Below are 16318 nucleotides of genomic sequence, written 5' to 3'. Positions count from 1 at the left end.
GTTAGACAGGAAGAGGCATTTTTTCCTGTTTCGAAGGAGAGCACGTCATGCTCTCGCACGACCGAGTCTGGGCTGCCATCGATGCTCTTGCCGAGCGCTATTCGCTTTCGGCTTCGGGTCTGGCAAGGCGCGCGGGACTTGATTCAACCGCCTTCAACAAATCCAAACGCTTGTCCTCGGACGGTCGGCCGCGCTGGCCTTCGACCGAATCGCTGGCCAAGATCATCGAGGCGACGGGCGCTTCGCTGGACGAATTCACCGGGCTGATCGAAGGCCGTGGCGCATCGCCCGCCAGCCGGCGCGCGGTGCCGTTGCTCGGCTTCGCCCAGGCCGGCGCCGGCGGCTTCTTCGACGATGCCGGCTTTCCGGCGGGGCAGGGCTGGGATCTCGTCGAATTGCCGGCGCAATCGACCGAAAGTTCCTATGCGCTGCAGGTGCAGGGCGATTCCATGCTGCCGCTCTACCGCAATGGCGACGTCCTCATCGTCGAGCCGGGTGCGGCCACCCGCAAGGGCGACCGCGTCGTCGTCAAGACCACATCGGGCGAGGTGATGGCCAAGGTGCTCGAGCGCCAGACAGTCAAGTCGATCGCGCTGGTCTCGCTCAATCCAGAGCATCCGGACCGCGACATCCCCATGCTCGAGGTCGAGTGGGTGGCGCGGATCGTCTGGGCAAGCCAATAGGTGCAACGGGTGCGACTTCCTCATCTTGTCCTGGCGGTTCTGATGATCCCGGCGATGGCGGCGCTGGTCGTTGCCGGCGGACGCACGCTGAAAGGCAGCGAAAGCACTGTTGCGGTGGATCAGATCGATCCCGGCGCCGACACTACCGCTGAGGCAGATAGGGATGCGACGCCCGAGGAACCGTCCACCTCAGCAATTCGTGCACCGGCGCAGCCACCAAATCCGGCGGTGCATTCGCGGGCGATCGACCCGGACGTGGTCGCGCCGCCGGAACTGCCCACCGGCGAACTCGAGCGGGTCGAGCCGCGTGCGCCGTTGAGCAAGCTGGCGCTCGCCGTGCCGCCCAAGCCTAAAATGCCCGACGACTGGAACGGCACGAAACTGTTCCAGCCGGTAGCTCCGGCCGCCGGCCTGATCGAGGCGAAGGGGTATTCGGTCGCGATTTCCGGCATCGATGTCGTCAGTCAGGACGAGACCTGCACCACCGACGGGAAATCCTGGCCGTGCGGCATCCGCGCGCGCACGGCATTCCGCGCCTTCCTGCGCGGCCGCGCCGTGGTTTGCACGGTGCCGCCGGAAGGCGGACGCGACCGGATCGCGGCGGAGTGCCGGATCGGCAAGCAGGATGTCGGTCAATGGCTGGTCGAAAACGGCTGGGCCCGTGCCGCCAAGGGCGGACCCTATGTCGAGGCCGGTGACAAGGCACAAGGCGCGAAGAAAGGCATTTTCGGGCCGGCGCCGAACCTTGCCGGCATCTCGGCGGTGCCGGCCGCACCTGCCCCGGCGCCTCAGGCGCCGGGCTCGATCCTGGAGGAGGACGGCGGCGTCCTCAAGCCAGCTGACCAGCCAGCGCCTTCTGAATGAGCGAGCGGGTCTCGGCGACGCCGTAGAGGGCGGCGAATGATCCAAAGCGTGGACCACGCTCCTGGCCGATCAGCACCTGGTAGATCATCTGGAAGAAGGCGCCTGAGACACCCGGGCCACCTTCAGGACTTTGCTTGGAATGATCCTGATAGCGTTCGATCTTGCGCGCCACGTTGAGCGAAGCGTTCTGGATCGCTTCGCCGCTGGCGCCCGCCGGCAAGTCGCCAAGTGCCTTTTCGAGAGCCACCAGCGCTTCCCGCTCGACCTCGTCGGCCGGGCGAAAGGTTTTCGTCGGCTTCACGAAATCGTCGAAGTAGCGGATCGCGTAGCCCGTCAGTCGGTCCAGCTCGGGATGGGTCGCCGGAGTCACACCCGCGACGTGACGCGAGATGAAGCCCCACAGCACCTCCTTGTTCTGCGCATTGGAGGCGCTGACAAGGTTGAGCAGCAGCGAGAACGGCACCGGCATGTCGATGGCGGGCGGGTTGCCGTCATGCATATGCCAGACCGGGTTGCCCAGCCGCTCCTTCCACTCCTGGCGGGGATAGGCGGCGAGGAAGGTGTAATATTCGTCCACGGCCCGCGGGATGACGTCGAAATAGAGTTTCTTGGCCTGCCGCGGCCGCTGGTACATGTAGAGCCCGAGGCTCTCGGTCGGTGCATAGGTCAGCCATTCGTCGATGGTCAGGCCGTTGCCTTTCGACTTCGAGATCTTCTGGCCATTCTCATCGAGGAACAGTTCGTAGACGAAATGCTCCGGCGCCCGCCCGCCCAGTATGTTGCAGATGCGGTCGTAAACCACTGCATTGGTCTGATGATCCTTGCCGAACATCTCGAAATCGACGCCGAGTGCCGCCCAGCGCATGCCGAAATCCGGCTTCCACTGCAGCTTCACGCGGCCGCCGGTGACCGGCAGCGTGGTTTCGGTGCCATCATCGTCGAAGGTGATGGTACCGGCCTTGGCGTCGACATGCTTCATGGGAACGTAAAGCACGCGCCCACTCTTTGGCGAGATCGGCAGGAAGGGGCTGTAGGTCGCCTGCCGCTCAGGTCCGAGCGTCGGCAGCATGACCGCCATAATCTGGTCATAGCGTTCGGCGGCGCGCAACAGCATCGCATCGAAGCGGCCTGACTTGTAGTATTGCGTCGCGCTGGCGAATTCGTAATCGAAGCCGAACGTGTCGAGGAAGCGGCAGAGCATCGCATTGTTATGGTCGGCGAAGCTTGCATAGTCGCCGCCGAAGGGGTTGGGCACCGATGACAGCGGCTTGTGCAGATATGGCTCGAGCGCAGCGCGGTCCGGCACGCTGTCGGGTATCTTGCGCATGCCGTCCATGTCGTCGGAAAAGCACAGCAGCTTGGTCGCGACCTTGTCCTGCGTCAGCACGCGAAACGCATGGCGCACCATCGAGGTGCGCGCCACTTCGCCGAACGTGCCGATATGCGGCAGGCCCGACGGTCCATAGCCGGTCTCGAACAGGATCGTTTCGGGGAAATCGGCGCCCTTGTAGCGTTCGATGATCTTTTTGGCTTCCTCGAACGGCCATGCCTTGCTCTCGGCTGCGGCCGTCAGCAGTTCGGGATTGAGATCGATGATGTTTGATCCCGCCATGTCACAGTTTTCCAGATTGTATCCCGGCAATAGCCGCAAGTGCATTTTCAACCGGTCTCTAGGCGTGCGTGGCCGGAGCGTCAACGCGTCGGGCGCTTTTTCCTTGCGGCCTCAGGCTCCCCTTCCTACCTTCGGAGCCCGTTCAAGGAGCAAAGAATGCTGTCGCCCACCCCGCACGAAGCCCTGATCTATCTGATGGTCATCACTTCGGCCTCCGACCGGGACATGACCGATGTCGAACTGGCCAGGATCGGTGAGGTTGTTCGCTCGTGGCCGGTGTTCGAGGATTTCAAGCAGGACCGGTTGGTTGCCGTGGCCCAGGCCTGCCAGAAGATGCTGCATGAGAAGGGTGGGCTCGAAGGTGTCCTGACCCAGGTCTCGGAGGCGCTGCCGGAGCGGTTGCGCGACACCGCCTATGCCGCGGCCTTCGAAGTGGCCGCCGTCGATCTGGAGATGCGGCTGGAGGAAGTGCGGGTGCTGCAGTTGATCCGTCGTCAGCTCGATCTCGACACGCTGACCGTGGCGGCCATCGGTCGTGCGGCCAAGGCGCGGCTGCGAACTCTGACCTGACGAGGTTACGGCCGGATCAGAAAAGCTGACCGGACCTGATCAGAAGAAACTGACCGGGAAATAGCGCAGGTAGAATTCGGCAAAGGTGCCTTTCATCGAAATCTCTTGCAAAGCGTAGTCGAGGGCCGCGGCCAGCGCCGGATTGTCCGCGCGCGTGGCGATGGCCATGCCGGTGCCCAGATATTCGGGCGCCAGGTAGGGGCCGCCGGCAAAGCGGCAACAGCCGGCGGCATCGGAGCCGCCGAGCCAGAAGGCGAAGCGCATGCCATCGCCGAAGGCCGCGTCGATCTTGCCGGCCTTGAGATCGCCATAGAGGGCTTCCGGCTTGTCGAAGGGGACGACCTGGACCGTGCCGAAATAGTCGCGCAGCATGCGTTCATGGGCCGAGCCCGATATCACGCCGACGCGCTTGCCGTGCAATTTGTCGAAGAGCGGTTCCGCCAGCGCCTTGTTCTTCGCGGTGATGAAGCGCGCCGGGAACTGCAGGTAGGCGCGCGAGAAGGCGTATGTCTGGCGCGACTGTGGCGTTGGGGCAATGCCGGCGATAACAGCTTCACCTTCGCCCCTCTCAAGCGCGCCTTGAAGCTCCGCCCAAGGCAAGGCCTGGATCTGGCATTTGTCGACGATGCCGAGTTCCGCGCAGATGGCGCGCGCCAGGTCGATGTGGAAACCGGACAGCTTCCCCGCGCCGTCGAGGAAATTGAAGGGGGGAAAATCCGTGGTCGTCAGGAACCGCAGCCGCGGCAGCGCCGCAAGGTCGGGCTTCGGAAGCCGCTCCTTGGCATCCCACAACACCGGCACCTGCGGCTCGGCCGCGCCCGCGCCGGAAACCCATGACAATGCGGCGATGAGCGCCGCTGCCAGGACATGGGACCTCCATTGGAACGCCACGATAAAACTCCCGCACCCGTGCTCGTGCCGGTTTTGGTACGAAAACGATACAGGCACAATGCTTTTTGATTTCAACGCTTCGATTTCAGGATATGGTTCGGTCGGTTTGCAAACAGCGGTGGCTGCCCTGGTGGGAATACCAGGGTCGAGAACCACAACCGGAAGCGGGCGCTTTGCAATCCGTGGTCGGTGGCGAAGTGCCGGGAAGGCGCGGACCATGGACTTAATGCATGAGGCAACATGGGGTTGATGTTGCGATGAGTCAGTTCGATCGAACGCTGGAATACATAGATCAACTGCAGCACGCCGCAACGGCGGCCGCGGTCTGCGAGAAACTGTTGGGCGTAACGTCGGAGTTCGGTCTGACCGCGCTGATGGCCGGAACCGTTCCGCAGCCGGGCACACCGACGGGCCAGCAGAAGCAGCATGTGCTGCTCTGCGACTGGCCGGTCGAATGGCTCGAGCGCTACGTGACGCGCAACTATGTCGATCACGATCCCGTCGTCAGTCACATGAAACAGCTGCAAGCGCCGTTCCAGTGGCGGGAAGCCGCCCAGGGCATCCGCATCGACAAGAGCAGCGGCGAAGTGATGGGCGACGCCGGCGCCTTCAAGTTGCGCGACGGGCTGGCCTTTCCGTTGATCACGCTCGACGGCGAAATCGTCATGGTGTCGCTGGGGGGCGAGGCCGTGGAACTGTCGGCGGCCGAGTTCGGCCTGGTCTCCCTGGTCTCGACCTATGCCGTCGGCCGCGCCATGCAACTCCACACCATGGCGACCACGACGATCGATCACATCGAGCTGACGCCGCGCGAACGCGAATGCCTGCAATGGGCTGCCGTCGGCAAGTCCGAATGGGAGATTTCCCAAATCCTCGGCATCTCCGAGCACACCTCGGAGAAACATCTTCTTAACGCCAAAAGCAAACTCGGTGCCGTCAACCGGGTCCAGGCAGTCGCCGAGGCGATAAGGCGCGGCTACATTAGCTAGGTCGGCCGTGCAGGCCTAGAACTTCTTGCCTACGTGATCACGCAATTTTCGCATCGAAGCACGGCCGTATCTTCCCCTGAACCACAGGAGACTACGGAATGCTTTTTTGTCTTACGACCAAGGAATTGATGGAACGTCCCGACCTTTGGGAGGCCGTCCATCGGCTGCGCTACCGGATATTCGTCGAGGAGATGGGATGGGAGGACCTTCGGCGCCCCGACGGATTTGAAGTCGACCAGTTCGATCATGACGAGGCGGTGCATCAGATCGTCATCAGGGGCAATGAAGTCGCGGGCTATCAGAGGATGTTGCCGACCACACGGCCGCATTTGTTGACCGAGGTGTTGACCGATCTCTCCGAAGGAACGCCGCCGGCGGGTCCCAACATCTGGGAGTTGACCCGCTACGCGGTGGCTCCGGGTTTTCGCGATGGCCGGCGCGGCGTCTCGACCGTCGGCACGGAATTGATAGCCGGTTTCGTCGAGTGGGGTCTGAAGCGCGGCGTCGACAAGGTGATCATCGAGTTCGAGCCGATGTGGGTGCTGCGCGCATTGCAACTGCACTTCCTGGCGACGCCGCTCGGTTATCAGCGCACCTATGGCAACCAGCAGGTCGTGGCGACGCTGCTCACCTTCAACGAGCACACGCTGGACGTGGTGCGTTCGCGCCGCAATCATCATGCACCCGTCCTGGCCAGGGGATATCCCGACATGTTCGGTCAAAGGAGGGCGTCATGAGCGCGCACCCGCAACCCGAACTGCGCAACCACACACTGATCGTCACCGTGTCGTCGAACGACGGCCGGCCGGTGCTCGACCGGAGGGCCTATGAGAGCCTTGCCAGGACGTTCCATGAAGCCGCCGAGAATGACGAGGTGCGGGTTGTCGTGCTGCGCGGCCTGGCCGGCTGCTTCTGCCTTGGTGGTGACTTTTCCGAATTCCTGGATGCCGCCAAGCACCAGAAGCTGATCGCCGCCGTCACCGACATGTTCCGCATGCTGGCGACGTTTCCAAAGCCGATCCTGGCCTGTGTCGACGGCGATGCCGTCGGCGTCGGCTGCACCATCCTGTTCCATTGCGACATGGTGATCGCATCTGAAAAAAGCACCTTCCGGGTGCCGTTCGTCGATTTCGGCCTGGTGCCGGACGCGGCAACCAGCATCCTGGCGCCGCAGAAACTCGGCTATGCCGGTGCTTTCCGCTTCTTCTGTCTCGGCGACACGCTTGGTGCCGAAGACGCCAGGGCGCTCGGCCTCGTCGCCGAGATCGTCGCGGAAGGCAGCGTCGAGGAAGCGGCGCTTGGCCGGGCCAGGCAGCTCGCCAAAAAGCCCGTTGCCGCTTTGCTGCAGACACGGGGCCTGCTCAAGGGGAACACCGCCGCGCTTTGCGAGCGCATCGACGAGGAGATATCGCTGTTCCAGCAGGCGCTGCAGGACGACGCCACGTTGCGACGGTTGCAGCGGATCGCCAGGCTGGCGGCCTGAGTCGAAAGGCCGAGAGAAAGGACCTGCATCAACCGCGCCGCGCTGCCTTTCTGGCCGCGCGGCGCCAAAAGTGTCAGTCCTGCTTGCCCAGGAATGACGGCCCTTCGCCGATGATCTTCTTATCTTCCTTACCGATAGCGTCGAGATCGCGCCCCTCGTAGGGCAGCGACAGCAGGATGCGGCGCATCACCGCCAGCCGCGCGCGGCGCTTGTCGTTGGCCCGCACGATCATCCATGGCGCGAACTCCTTGTGGGTGCGCTCGAACATGGTGTCGCGCGCCTTGGTGTAATCGTCCCACTTGGTGATGCCCGCAATGTCGATCGGCGAGAACTTCCAGCTCTTCAGGGGGCTGTAGCGGCGATCGTGAAAGCGCTCGAGCTGCGTCTCCCGGCCGATGTTCAGCCAGAATTTGAAGAAATAGATGCCGTCATTGACGATCATGCGCTCGAAATGCGGCGTCTCGTCGAGAAACTTCTCGTGCTGTTCGGGGGTGCAAAAACCCATCACCGGCTCGACGCCGGCACGATTGTACCAGGAGCGGTCGAAGGTGACGAATTCGCCCGCTGTCGGGAAATGGTCGGCGTAGCGCTGGTAGTACCATTGCCCCAGTTCCGTCGGGGTTGGCTTGGTCAGCGCGACGTTGCGCGCCGTGCGTGGGTTAAGATACTGGCGCAGCACGAATATCGTGCCGCCCTTGCCGGCCGCGTCACGACCCTCGAACAGCGCCATCATCCGCTTGCCGGTCGCCTGCAGCCATGCCTGCGCCTTGACGAGCTCTATCTGCAATTTCTCGAGCGTCTCGTCATACTCCTCGCTCTTCATCTTCTTGTCGTAAGGATATCCGCCCGCGGTCAGCTTGTTCTCCTCGACCCAGTCCGGAAGCTCGGGATTCTCGATATCGAACTCCCGTTCCTTGCCGCCGATCCTGATTTTCAGCGGACCTGAGGTTGGAGTAACCGAATTGTCGTTGGCTTTTTTCATGCAGACGAACCCTTTTAAGTGTCTGGACTCATGCTATTGGGAGCCACTACAGCGCCGCGCCTCCGTTTGGACGCGCAAAGGAGGCTGTAGCACTTTTGATTTGCGGTCCAGCGGAAGTTTTCGCCGCCGTCTGACCGGTGGAGGCTGGGCGCGCGAATGACCGAGCTGGGCGCAGAACAGAAAAGCACCGGGCAAGCTGTGGCCGCTCGGCTGTGGCACAGCCGCTGGCTGCTCGCGGCCGGTGTCGTGGCGGTTCTGATCGCCTTTGGCTTCGCGGGCGTTTCTGCCTATGTGCTGGTCCCGGCGCTGCTCCTGCTGCCGGCGGCGGCAATATTGCCGGTCGCTGGTGCCCGCCATTCCGCGGGGAATGCCGCGACGATCGAGGCGATAGGCTTGCAGCGCCTGTCCGGCGAATATCTGGCGGCCGCCGTCGCCGACCCGCTGATCATCTTCGACCACGCCGCCACCATCGTCCACGCCAACGCCGCCGCCTTTGCCGCCTTTGGCGGCATCGCGCCCGGCATATCGCTGCCGCTGAAATTCCGGGCGCCGGAAATGCAGGCGCTGCTGGACAGTGTGCTGTCGGGCACTGTCGCCTCGGATGTCGTCGACTACACCGAGAAACTGCCTGTCGAACGGGCCTACCGGGTCAGCGCATCCTCGGTCGGGCATGGCACCGATCTTTATGTGCTGGTTTTCAAGGACCAGAGCGAGGCGCGGCGTATCGACCGCATGCGCGCCGACTTCATCGCCAATGCCAGTCACGAATTGCGCACCCCGCTGGCTTCGATCGCGGGCTTCATCGAAACGCTGCGCGGACCGGCCCGCAACGATCCGGCGGCGCGCGAGCAGTTCCTCCAGATCATGCAGAACCAGACCGGCCGCATGGCGCGCCTGATCGACGACCTCCTGTCGCTGTCGCGATTGGAGATGAAGCCCTATCTCAAGCCGGGAACCGAAGTCGATCTGCGCCAGACCGTCGACAGCGTCATCGATTCGCTCGGCCCGCTCGCCCGCGAAAACAATGTCGCCATCGAGCGCGATTTCGCCAAGGGGCCGCTCGATGTGCCGGGCGATCGCGACGAGCTGTTCCAGGTGTTCGAGAACCTTTTGGAAAATGCCTGCAAATACGGCCAGTCGGGCGGTCGTGTCGTGGTGTCGATCGCGCGCGGCGATGATGGTTCCGAACCCGGGATCGACGTCACCATCAGGGATTTTGGTCCCGGCATCCCCGAGGAGCACATACCGCGCATCACCGAGCGCTTCTATCGTATCGATGTCGAGACCAGCCGGACCCAGAAGGGCACGGGGCTTGGCCTGTCGATCGTCAAGCACATCCTGACACGTCACAACGCCAGGCTGACGATCAGGTCCGAGGTCGGCAAGGGCGCCGCCTTCTCGGTCCATTTGCCGGCGCACTGATACTGCCCTAGTTTTCCACGGGGCCGTTTCTTTTTTCTGTCATCCCGTTAGCGTATCAGCGGGGATTCGAGGAAACGACTCAAAGACAAGATCCCGTGGGAAGGCATTTCATCCATGCAGTCCGTTCACATTGTCAGCGCCTATGACGAGGAACTGAAATATCTTTCGAAGCGCATCGCCGCGATGGGTGGGCACGCCGAGCGCATGGTCGAGCAGGCGGTCGCCGCCCTGGTCAATGCCGATCCGGGGCTGGCTCAGAAGGTCATCCGAGACGACGCCGTCCTGGACGAGGGACAGCGTGAGATCGACGACAAGGCGATCATCATTATCGCCAGGCGTCAGCCTATGGCGACTGACCTGCGCGAGATCGTCGGCGCCATCCGCATTTCGGCCGACCTCGAGCGCGTCGGCGACCTCGGCAAGAACGTCGCCAAGCGGGTGGTTGCCGTTACCGACGGCCGGCAGCCGACCAGCCTGTTTCGCGGCCTGGAGGCTCTGGCCAATTTGGCGCTGACCCAGCTGAAGGAAGTCCTCGACGTCTATGCATCGCGCTCGGTCGACAAGATCGGCTTCGTGCGCGACCGTGACGACCAGATCGATGCCATGTACACGTCGCTGTTTCGCGAATTGCTGACCTACATGATGGAAGATCCGCGCAACATCACGCCCTGTACGCATCTGCTGTTCTGCGCCAAGAATATCGAGCGGATCGGCGATCACGCCACCAACATCGCCGAGACCATCTATTACATCGTCACCGGCGACCAGATGCCCGCCGACCGGCCGAAAGGCGACAAGACCGACAAGATCGGCCTGCCCGAGGCGCTGCCGGTGAAGTGAACGCACGTCCTCTCGAACGCTTGATCATATTGCGCTAGACTATCCGGAGATAAGCTTGCCGGTTCCCCAGGGAAGGCAACGCTTTCGGGAGGCTGCCATGGAATATGTCCGGGAGTTCAAGGCCTCGCCGCCGACATCGGGCATCATCGCATGCGGTGTCTATACCGCCGGGCGCCGCATCGCCGATATTCCGATCGAGGAAGCGGGCGAATGGGCCAAGAAGTCGGGACATGTCGTCTGGATCGGGCTGCTTGAGCCTGACCGCGAACTTCTGCTGCGCGTCAAGGCGCAGTTTCATCTCCATGAGCTGGCGATCGAGGATGCCGAGCATCCGCACCAGCGGCCAAAGATCGAGCAATATGGCGATGCGCTGTTCATCGTCGCCCGCACGGCGCAGCTGATCGACGGGCGCGTCACCTTCGGCGAGACACACCTGTTTGTCGGCTCAGGCTATATCGTCAGCGTCAGGCACGGTCCTTCGACATCCTATGCCGCCGTGCGGCAGCACTGGGAAAGCTGCCCGCACTCGCTGGCCAAGGGCGAGGATTTCGTCCTCTATGCCATTCTCGACTTCATCGTCGACAATTACATGCCCGTGCTCGAGCAGATCGAGGACGAGGTCGAGGCGATCGAGGACAAGGTCCTGCTGAAGCCGATGACCGGCCCCGACATCGAACGCCTTTACATGCTGCGCCGCGACCTCCTGCGCCTGCGCAACGCGGCATTGCCCCTGGTGGAAGTCTGTCGCCGGCTGACCAGCGCCGACCTGCCGCAGATCCATTCGGCCATGCACCCGCTGTTCCGCGACGTTACGGATCATATCCGTACCGTCCAGGAGAAGATCGACAGTCTGCGCGAGGTGCTGGCCTTTGCCTTCGAGGCCAGTCTTCTGGTCGGCCAAAGCCAGGAAACGGCGATCTCCAAGAAACTCGCTTCATGGGCGGCCATCCTGGCGGTGCCAACCGCATTCGCCGGCATCTACGGCATGAACTTCACCGACATGCCGGAGCTGAAGATGGAATATGGCTATCCGATGGTGCTGGCTACCATCGCGCTTATCTGCTGCTTCCTTTATTGGCGCTTCAGGAAGAACGGCTGGCTGTGAGGAAGTCGGTAGTCAGTAGTCAGTAGTCGGTAGTGGTTGGTGGGAGCGCTTGTTTCCTCACTACTCACCGCTTATCTATTCCGCCGCCGCTCCGCCGCCGGCTGGAACGCCACGCGGGCATGGTATTTACAGTAGGGACCGGTTTCAGCGGCTTCGTTGCCGCAGAAATTGAAGTCCTCCGAAAGTGGATCGCCGTTCGGCCATTTGCAGGTGCGCTCGGTCAGTTCGACGAGCTGCAGATGCCGTGAGATCGGCACTACGACGTTCTCGACCGGACGGATGTAGTGCCGCGCCACCGGTTCGGCGTCGAATTGCGTCTGAAGGGCCGTCGCGCCGATCGAAGTCGTGACGTGGCGTGCCGTGCTTGCGGCGCGCGCCACCGATTTCTGGACGGTCGATCCCTGCGTAGCCTTCTTCTGGCGCGCCGGCGTCGCTGTTGCGCGACCGCGACCCGACAGCTTCAGCCGGTGCACCTTGCCGATGACGGCATTGCGGCTGACCCCTCCAAGCTGCGCAGCAATCTGGCTTGCGCTCAGACCCTCCGACCACAGTTTTCTCAAGAGTTCTACCCGCTCGTCAGTCCAGTTCATGACCGCGCTCCTTATAAGCGTGCGGCAATCAGAATCCATTCCCGACCCAGCACCACTGCTGGGGCAGACACCACATATATCTGGTGATTAGGTCCGCCGCACGAAATCTAGTTATTTCTCGACTACAACTACTCTATGCGCTGACTCGGTGACAAGAGTCCCAAGTGCAACACGAATCGGTTTTTTCGGTTTTCCCCAACTTGCCCGGTCGCTCATGAGCCGGCGTTGCGTCGGGGAGCTTGCCGCGCGCCACTACGCGACGTTTTCGTTGACTTCATGGCCGAAAAACACGATAAGCCGCAGAAGGCCGCCGCTTTGGCGGCTTTTTTGATTTTCCGGTACCGGAGACGCATATAATGAGCGGTTCGGCGCTTTACGAGACCTTTGCTCGCGCACCCCTGGCCTTCGACCATGGGGAAGGCACTTGGCTGGTTACCGACAAGGGCGAGCGATATCTCGATTTCGCCGGCGGCATCGCGGTCAATTCGCTTGGCCATGGCCATCCGCACCTTGTCGCGGCCCTCACCGAGCAGGCGGCGAAACTCTGGCACGTCTCCAATCTCTATGAGATCCCGGGGCAGAGCAGACTTGGCGAGCGGCTGGCTGATGCCACCTTCGCCGACAAGGTGTTCTTCACCAATTCCGGCGCCGAGGCGCTGGAATGCGCGATCAAGACGGCGCGGCGCTACCACTTCGTCAAGGGACATCCCGAGCGCTTCCGCATCATCACCTTCGAAGGCGCCTTCCATGGCCGCACGCTGGCGACCATCGCGGCAGGCGGCCAGTACAAATATCTCGAGGGCTTCGGACCCAAGGTCGAAGGCTTCGACCAGGTTGGCTTCGACGACATCGACGCCGCCGAGAAGGCGATCACGCCCGAGACCGCCGCGATCCTGATCGAGCCGGTGCAAGGCGAGGGCGGTATCCGCCCGGTACCGACACAGTCGCTCAAGCGGCTGCGGCAGCTCTGCGAACAGCACGGCCTGTTGTTGATATACGACGAGGTCCAGTGCGGCATTGGCCGTACCGGCAAGCTGTTCGCGCATGAGTGGTCTGCGGTGACGCCCGACATCATGGCAATCGCCAAGGGCATTGGCGGCGGCTTCCCGATGGGCGCCTGCCTTGCCACCGACGAGGCGGCCGGCGGCATGACCGCCGGCGTGCACGGCACCACATTCGGCGGCAATCCGCTCGCAATGGCGGTCGGCAACGCCGTGCTCGACGTCGTTCTGGAAGACGGCTTCCTGGAGGATGTCCAGCGCAAGGCGCTGCTGATGAAGCAGGGGCTAGCCTCGACAGCCGACGAATTCCCCGAAATTGTAGAGGATATCAGGGGCACCGGGCTGATGCTCGGCCTCAAATGCGCGATGCCCAACGGCAAGGTGAACATGGCGCTGCGCGACCAGCATTTGCTGGCGGTTCCGGCCGGCGACAACGTCATTCGCCTGCTGCCACCGCTCACCGTCACCGACGCCGAGATTCACGAAGCGCTCAACCGCATCCGCGCCGGCGCCAAGGGCCTGTCGGAGGCGATCGCCTCCGCCGCCGCGAAGTAATCCGGAACCATTCCTGATGTCAGTTCGCCATTTCACCGATCTTTCCACCGTTTCCGAAGGCGATTTGCGCTTCATGCTGGATGATGCGGTGACGCGAAAGGCGCGTCTCAAGGCCGGCGAGCGGAGCAAGCCGCTCGAAGGCAAGGTGCTGGCCATGATCTTCGACAAGCCGTCGACGCGCACGCGCGTTTCTTTCGACGTCGGCATGCGCCAGCTCGGCGGCGAGACCATCATGCTGACCGGCACCGAGATGCAGCTCGGCCGCTCCGAGACAATCGCCGACACCGCCAAGGTGCTGTCGCGCTACGTCGATGCGATCATGATCCGCACCACTTCGCATGAGCGGCTGCTGGAGCTGACCGAGAATGCCACCGTTCCGGTGATCAACGGGCTGACCGACGACACCCACCCCTGCCAGCTGATGGCCGACATCATGACTTTCGAGGAGCATCGCGGTCCGGTGGCCGGCAAGACGATTGCCTGGACCGGCGACGGCAACAATGTGCTGCACTCGCTGCTCGAGGCCTCGGCACGGTTCCGCTTCAATCTCAACGTCGCCGTGCCCGAAGGCAGCGAACCGGCGCAGAAGCATGTCGACTGGTCCAAGGCGCATGGCGGCAAGCTGCATTTCACCCGCTCGCCCGAGGAAGCCGTCGACCAGGCCGACTGCATCGTCACCGATTGCTGGGTGTCGATGGGACAGGAACACCGTGCTCGCGGGCACAATGTCTTCTCGCCCTATCAGGTCAACGCGGCGCTGATGGCCAAGGCCAAGCCGGATGCATTGTTCATGCACTGCCTGCCGGCCCATCGCGGCGAGGAAGTGACCGACGAGGTCATCGACGGGCCGCATTCGGTGGTCTTCGACGAGGCCGAGAACCGGCTCCATGCCCAGAAGGCAGTGCTTGCCTGGTGCCTCGGTGCTTGAAGTGTCTTGGGGCTTGAAGTGTCTTGGGCGCCCGAAATGCCCAGGCGCTTGATCTGCGGCGGCGCGATGCCTATCTGCGCCGCATCACGCAAATCAAGCGCGTTTGGACGCATGTGCCCACCAGGGCCGCATGGCCGCGCCCTGGAGCTTTGTCATGTTGGAAAGCCATCAAGTGACTGAACATCACCCCAAACTCGGCGAGTTCGGCTACGCCGGCGACGATCACGTCGTTCCCTTCGAGGTCGGTCCGCTCGACGTGCGCGGCCGCACGGTCCAGCTTGGGCCGATGCTCGACGCCATCCTTGGCCGCCACGATTATCCCGAGCCGGTCGCCCGCCTGCTGGCGGAAGCCTGTGTGCTGACCGTTCTGCTCGGCACCTCGCTCAAATTCGAAGGCAAGTTCATCCTGCAGACCCGCACCGACGGGCCTGTCGACATGCTGGTCGCGGACTTCTCCACGCCCTCGGCACTGCGTGCCTATGCACGCTTCGATGCGGATCGGCTCGAAGCACTGGTCGCGGCAGGCGAGACGTCCCAGCAGACGCTGCTTGGCAGCGGCGTGCTGGCGCTGACCATCGACCAGGGCGCCCATACTCAGCGCTACCAAGGCATCGTCCAGCTCGACGGCGAAACGCTGGAAGACGCGGCGCGCACCTATTTCCGTCAGTCGGAACAGATCCCGACCGATATCAGGCTCTCGGTCGCCAAGCTGCTGACGCCCGGGATCGGCGGCGCGCGCGAGCAATGGCGCGCCGGCGGCATCCTGGCGCAGTTCCTGCCGCAATCGCCCGAGCGCATGCGCATTCCGGACCTGCCGGGTGGGGACGGCGATCCGCGCGAGGAAGTCCACGATCCGGCCGATAATTCCTGGCAGGAACTCCTGGCCTTGCTCGGCACCATCGAGCCGACCGAATTGATCGACCCGACCATCGGCGCCGAGCGGCTGCTGTATCGTCTGTTCCATGAGCATGGCGTGCGCGTCTTCGGCGGCGTTCCCGTGGCCGACCAGTGCTCATGCTCCCGCGACAAGATCCGTGGCATCCTCGAAGGCTTCTCCGCGCAGGAGATCAAGGACAGCACCGAGGATGGCGGCATCCATGTCGCCTGCGAATTCTGCTCGACGCAGTACGACTTCGATCCAGCCGAGTTTGCGGCTCAGTAAAGCCTTTCCTTCTCTCCGTTCCGCGGGGAGAAGGTGCCCGAAGGGCGGATGAGGGGCGGCGCGACCGTCGGCGCTCAGTTCACCGTGCGCCTTGTCCCCGGCAGATCGAGCGAGAAGGCCGGGATGGCGATGTCGAACGTCTCGCCGCGCTTGTTGCGCATCGTGTAGCGTCCGACCATGATCCCGGAGGGTGTCGAGAGCGGGCAGCCGGACGTGTACTGATAGCTGTCGCCGGGATTGAGTTCCGGCTGGTCGCCGACAACGCCCGGCCCGCGCACCTCCTCGACCCGGCCGGCACCATCGGTGATGTGCCAATAGCGCGACAGAAGCTGCACGAACTCGTCAGACTGGTTGTCGATCGTTATCTGATAGCCCCAGACGTAGCGGTTCTCCTGGGGATCTGAACGATCCTCCAGATAGAACGGCCTGACCTGCACTTCGATGTTGCGCGTCACGGCGCGGTACATGAGCGGCTCCAAAACAATCCGACGACTTTCGACGCTCGCGGTGAGCAGGTCAACGTGCGCGTCTTGTCGCGCCTGGGATTGAAACGCAGGTGCCGGCAAAGAATGTCATTTAAGTGACACACGACAATGGTGGTGTGCGCGAACCGGGCGACTCGGCCCTCTGTCGAACTGTTG

17 protein-coding genes are annotated in these 16318 nt (G+C 63.0%); 12 read left to right on the top strand and 5 right to left on the bottom strand.

Annotated features, from left to right (window positions below; genetic code table 11):
* Positions 1-47: 47 nt before the first annotated feature.
* Positions 48-683, top strand: coding sequence for a helix-turn-helix transcriptional regulator (locus LB557_RS16520; RefSeq protein WP_015319305.1), 636 nt, complete (start codon positions 48-50; stop codon positions 681-683).
* A gap of 9 nt (positions 684-692) precedes the next feature.
* Positions 693-1547 (top strand): thermonuclease family protein, encoded by an 855-nt coding sequence (locus LB557_RS16515; RefSeq protein ID WP_348641967.1) that lies wholly within the window; start codon positions 693-695, stop codon positions 1545-1547.
* Here the strand turns inward: LB557_RS16515 and LB557_RS16510 are convergent.
* Positions 1513-3159, bottom strand: a complete 1647-nt coding sequence (locus LB557_RS16510; RefSeq protein ID WP_015319303.1) for a lysine--tRNA ligase — start codon at positions 3157-3159, stop codon at positions 1513-1515. The two genes, LB557_RS16515 and LB557_RS16510, sit on opposite strands and share 35 nt — an antisense overlap.
* Before the next feature lie 156 nt (positions 3160-3315).
* Between LB557_RS16510 and LB557_RS16505 the strand changes: the two genes are divergently transcribed.
* Positions 3316-3729: a tellurite resistance TerB family protein gene (locus tag LB557_RS16505; RefSeq protein ID WP_015319302.1), complete on the top strand. Its 414-nt coding sequence runs from the start codon at positions 3316-3318 to the stop codon at positions 3727-3729.
* 39 nt (positions 3730-3768) lie between these two features.
* Here LB557_RS16505 and LB557_RS16500 read toward each other — a convergent pair whose 3' ends face one another.
* A complete protein-coding gene (locus LB557_RS16500; protein WP_224643238.1) occupies positions 3769-4620 on the bottom strand; it encodes a transporter substrate-binding domain-containing protein in 852 nt (283 codons plus the stop codon).
* A 257-nt stretch (positions 4621-4877) separates the two neighbouring features.
* Between LB557_RS16500 and LB557_RS16495 the strand changes: the two genes are divergently transcribed.
* The 3 genes from LB557_RS16495 (at position 4878) to LB557_RS16485 (ending at position 7092) form a co-directional block, all read left to right on the top strand.
* Positions 4878-5609, top strand: coding sequence for a helix-turn-helix transcriptional regulator (locus LB557_RS16495; RefSeq protein WP_041163567.1), 732 nt, complete (start codon positions 4878-4880; stop codon positions 5607-5609).
* A gap of 98 nt (positions 5610-5707) precedes the next feature.
* Entirely contained in the window at positions 5708-6346 is a 639-nt protein-coding gene (locus LB557_RS16490) for an acyl-homoserine-lactone synthase (RefSeq protein ID WP_015319299.1), read from the top strand.
* Positions 6343-7092 (top strand): enoyl-CoA hydratase-related protein, encoded by a 750-nt coding sequence (locus LB557_RS16485; protein WP_140787177.1) that lies wholly within the window; start codon positions 6343-6345, stop codon positions 7090-7092. The genes LB557_RS16490 and LB557_RS16485 overlap by 4 nt, the downstream gene beginning before the upstream one ends.
* Before the next feature lie 73 nt (positions 7093-7165).
* Here the strand turns inward: LB557_RS16485 and ppk2 are convergent, their stop codons facing one another.
* A complete protein-coding gene (gene ppk2, locus LB557_RS16480; protein WP_140878245.1) occupies positions 7166-8074 on the bottom strand; it encodes a polyphosphate kinase 2 in 909 nt (302 codons plus the stop codon).
* Between the two features lie 156 nt (positions 8075-8230).
* Between ppk2 and LB557_RS16475 the strand changes: the two genes are divergently transcribed.
* The 3 genes from LB557_RS16475 (at position 8231) to LB557_RS16465 (ending at position 11441) form a co-directional block, all read left to right on the top strand.
* Positions 8231-9496, top strand: a complete 1266-nt coding sequence (locus LB557_RS16475; protein WP_224643239.1) for an ATP-binding protein — start codon at positions 8231-8233, stop codon at positions 9494-9496.
* Positions 9497-9610: 114 nt separating this feature from the next.
* The gene (gene phoU / locus LB557_RS16470; RefSeq protein ID WP_015319295.1) at positions 9611-10336 is read left to right on the top strand and encodes a phosphate signaling complex protein PhoU; all 726 of its coding nucleotides are present in this window, start codon (positions 9611-9613) and stop codon (positions 10334-10336) included.
* Positions 10337-10433: 97 nt separating this feature from the next.
* Positions 10434-11441 carry a magnesium and cobalt transport protein CorA gene (locus tag LB557_RS16465; protein WP_224643240.1) on the top strand — a complete coding sequence of 336 codons (1008 nt, stop codon included), beginning with the start codon at positions 10434-10436 and terminating at the stop codon, positions 11439-11441.
* Between the two features lie 71 nt (positions 11442-11512).
* On the opposite strand, the gene LB557_RS16460 is transcribed toward LB557_RS16465, so the two are convergent.
* The gene (locus LB557_RS16460) at positions 11513-12031 is read right to left on the bottom strand and encodes a GcrA family cell cycle regulator (protein ID WP_140614743.1); all 519 of its coding nucleotides are present in this window, start codon (positions 12029-12031) and stop codon (positions 11513-11515) included.
* Positions 12032-12387: 356 nt separating this feature from the next.
* On the opposite strand from LB557_RS16460, the gene LB557_RS16455 reads away from it, so the two are divergent.
* The 3 genes from LB557_RS16455 (at position 12388) to LB557_RS16445 (ending at position 15677) form a co-directional block, all read left to right on the top strand.
* Positions 12388-13587 (top strand): aspartate aminotransferase family protein, encoded by a 1200-nt coding sequence (locus LB557_RS16455; protein WP_224643241.1) that lies wholly within the window; start codon positions 12388-12390, stop codon positions 13585-13587.
* Positions 13588-13603: 16 nt separating this feature from the next.
* A complete protein-coding gene (gene argF, locus LB557_RS16450) occupies positions 13604-14515 on the top strand; it encodes an ornithine carbamoyltransferase (RefSeq protein ID WP_140660683.1) in 912 nt (303 codons plus the stop codon).
* 130 nt (positions 14516-14645) lie between these two features.
* Positions 14646-15677, top strand: coding sequence for an Hsp33 family molecular chaperone (locus LB557_RS16445; protein ID WP_140660684.1), 1032 nt, complete (start codon positions 14646-14648; stop codon positions 15675-15677).
* Between the two features lie 74 nt (positions 15678-15751).
* Here LB557_RS16445 and apaG read toward each other — a convergent pair whose 3' ends face one another.
* A complete protein-coding gene (gene apaG, locus LB557_RS16440) occupies positions 15752-16144 on the bottom strand; it encodes a Co2+/Mg2+ efflux protein ApaG (protein ID WP_023772981.1) in 393 nt (130 codons plus the stop codon).
* Between the last annotated feature and the right edge of the window lie 174 nt (positions 16145-16318).

It is taken from the genome of Mesorhizobium sp. BR115XR7A, assembly GCF_020165315.1.
In the GTDB taxonomy this organism is placed as follows: Bacteria; Pseudomonadota; Alphaproteobacteria; order Rhizobiales; family Rhizobiaceae; genus Mesorhizobium; species Mesorhizobium australicum.
The sequence above is the reverse complement of the archived record's forward strand: the minus strand, read 5'-3'. Positions and strand labels throughout refer to the sequence as shown.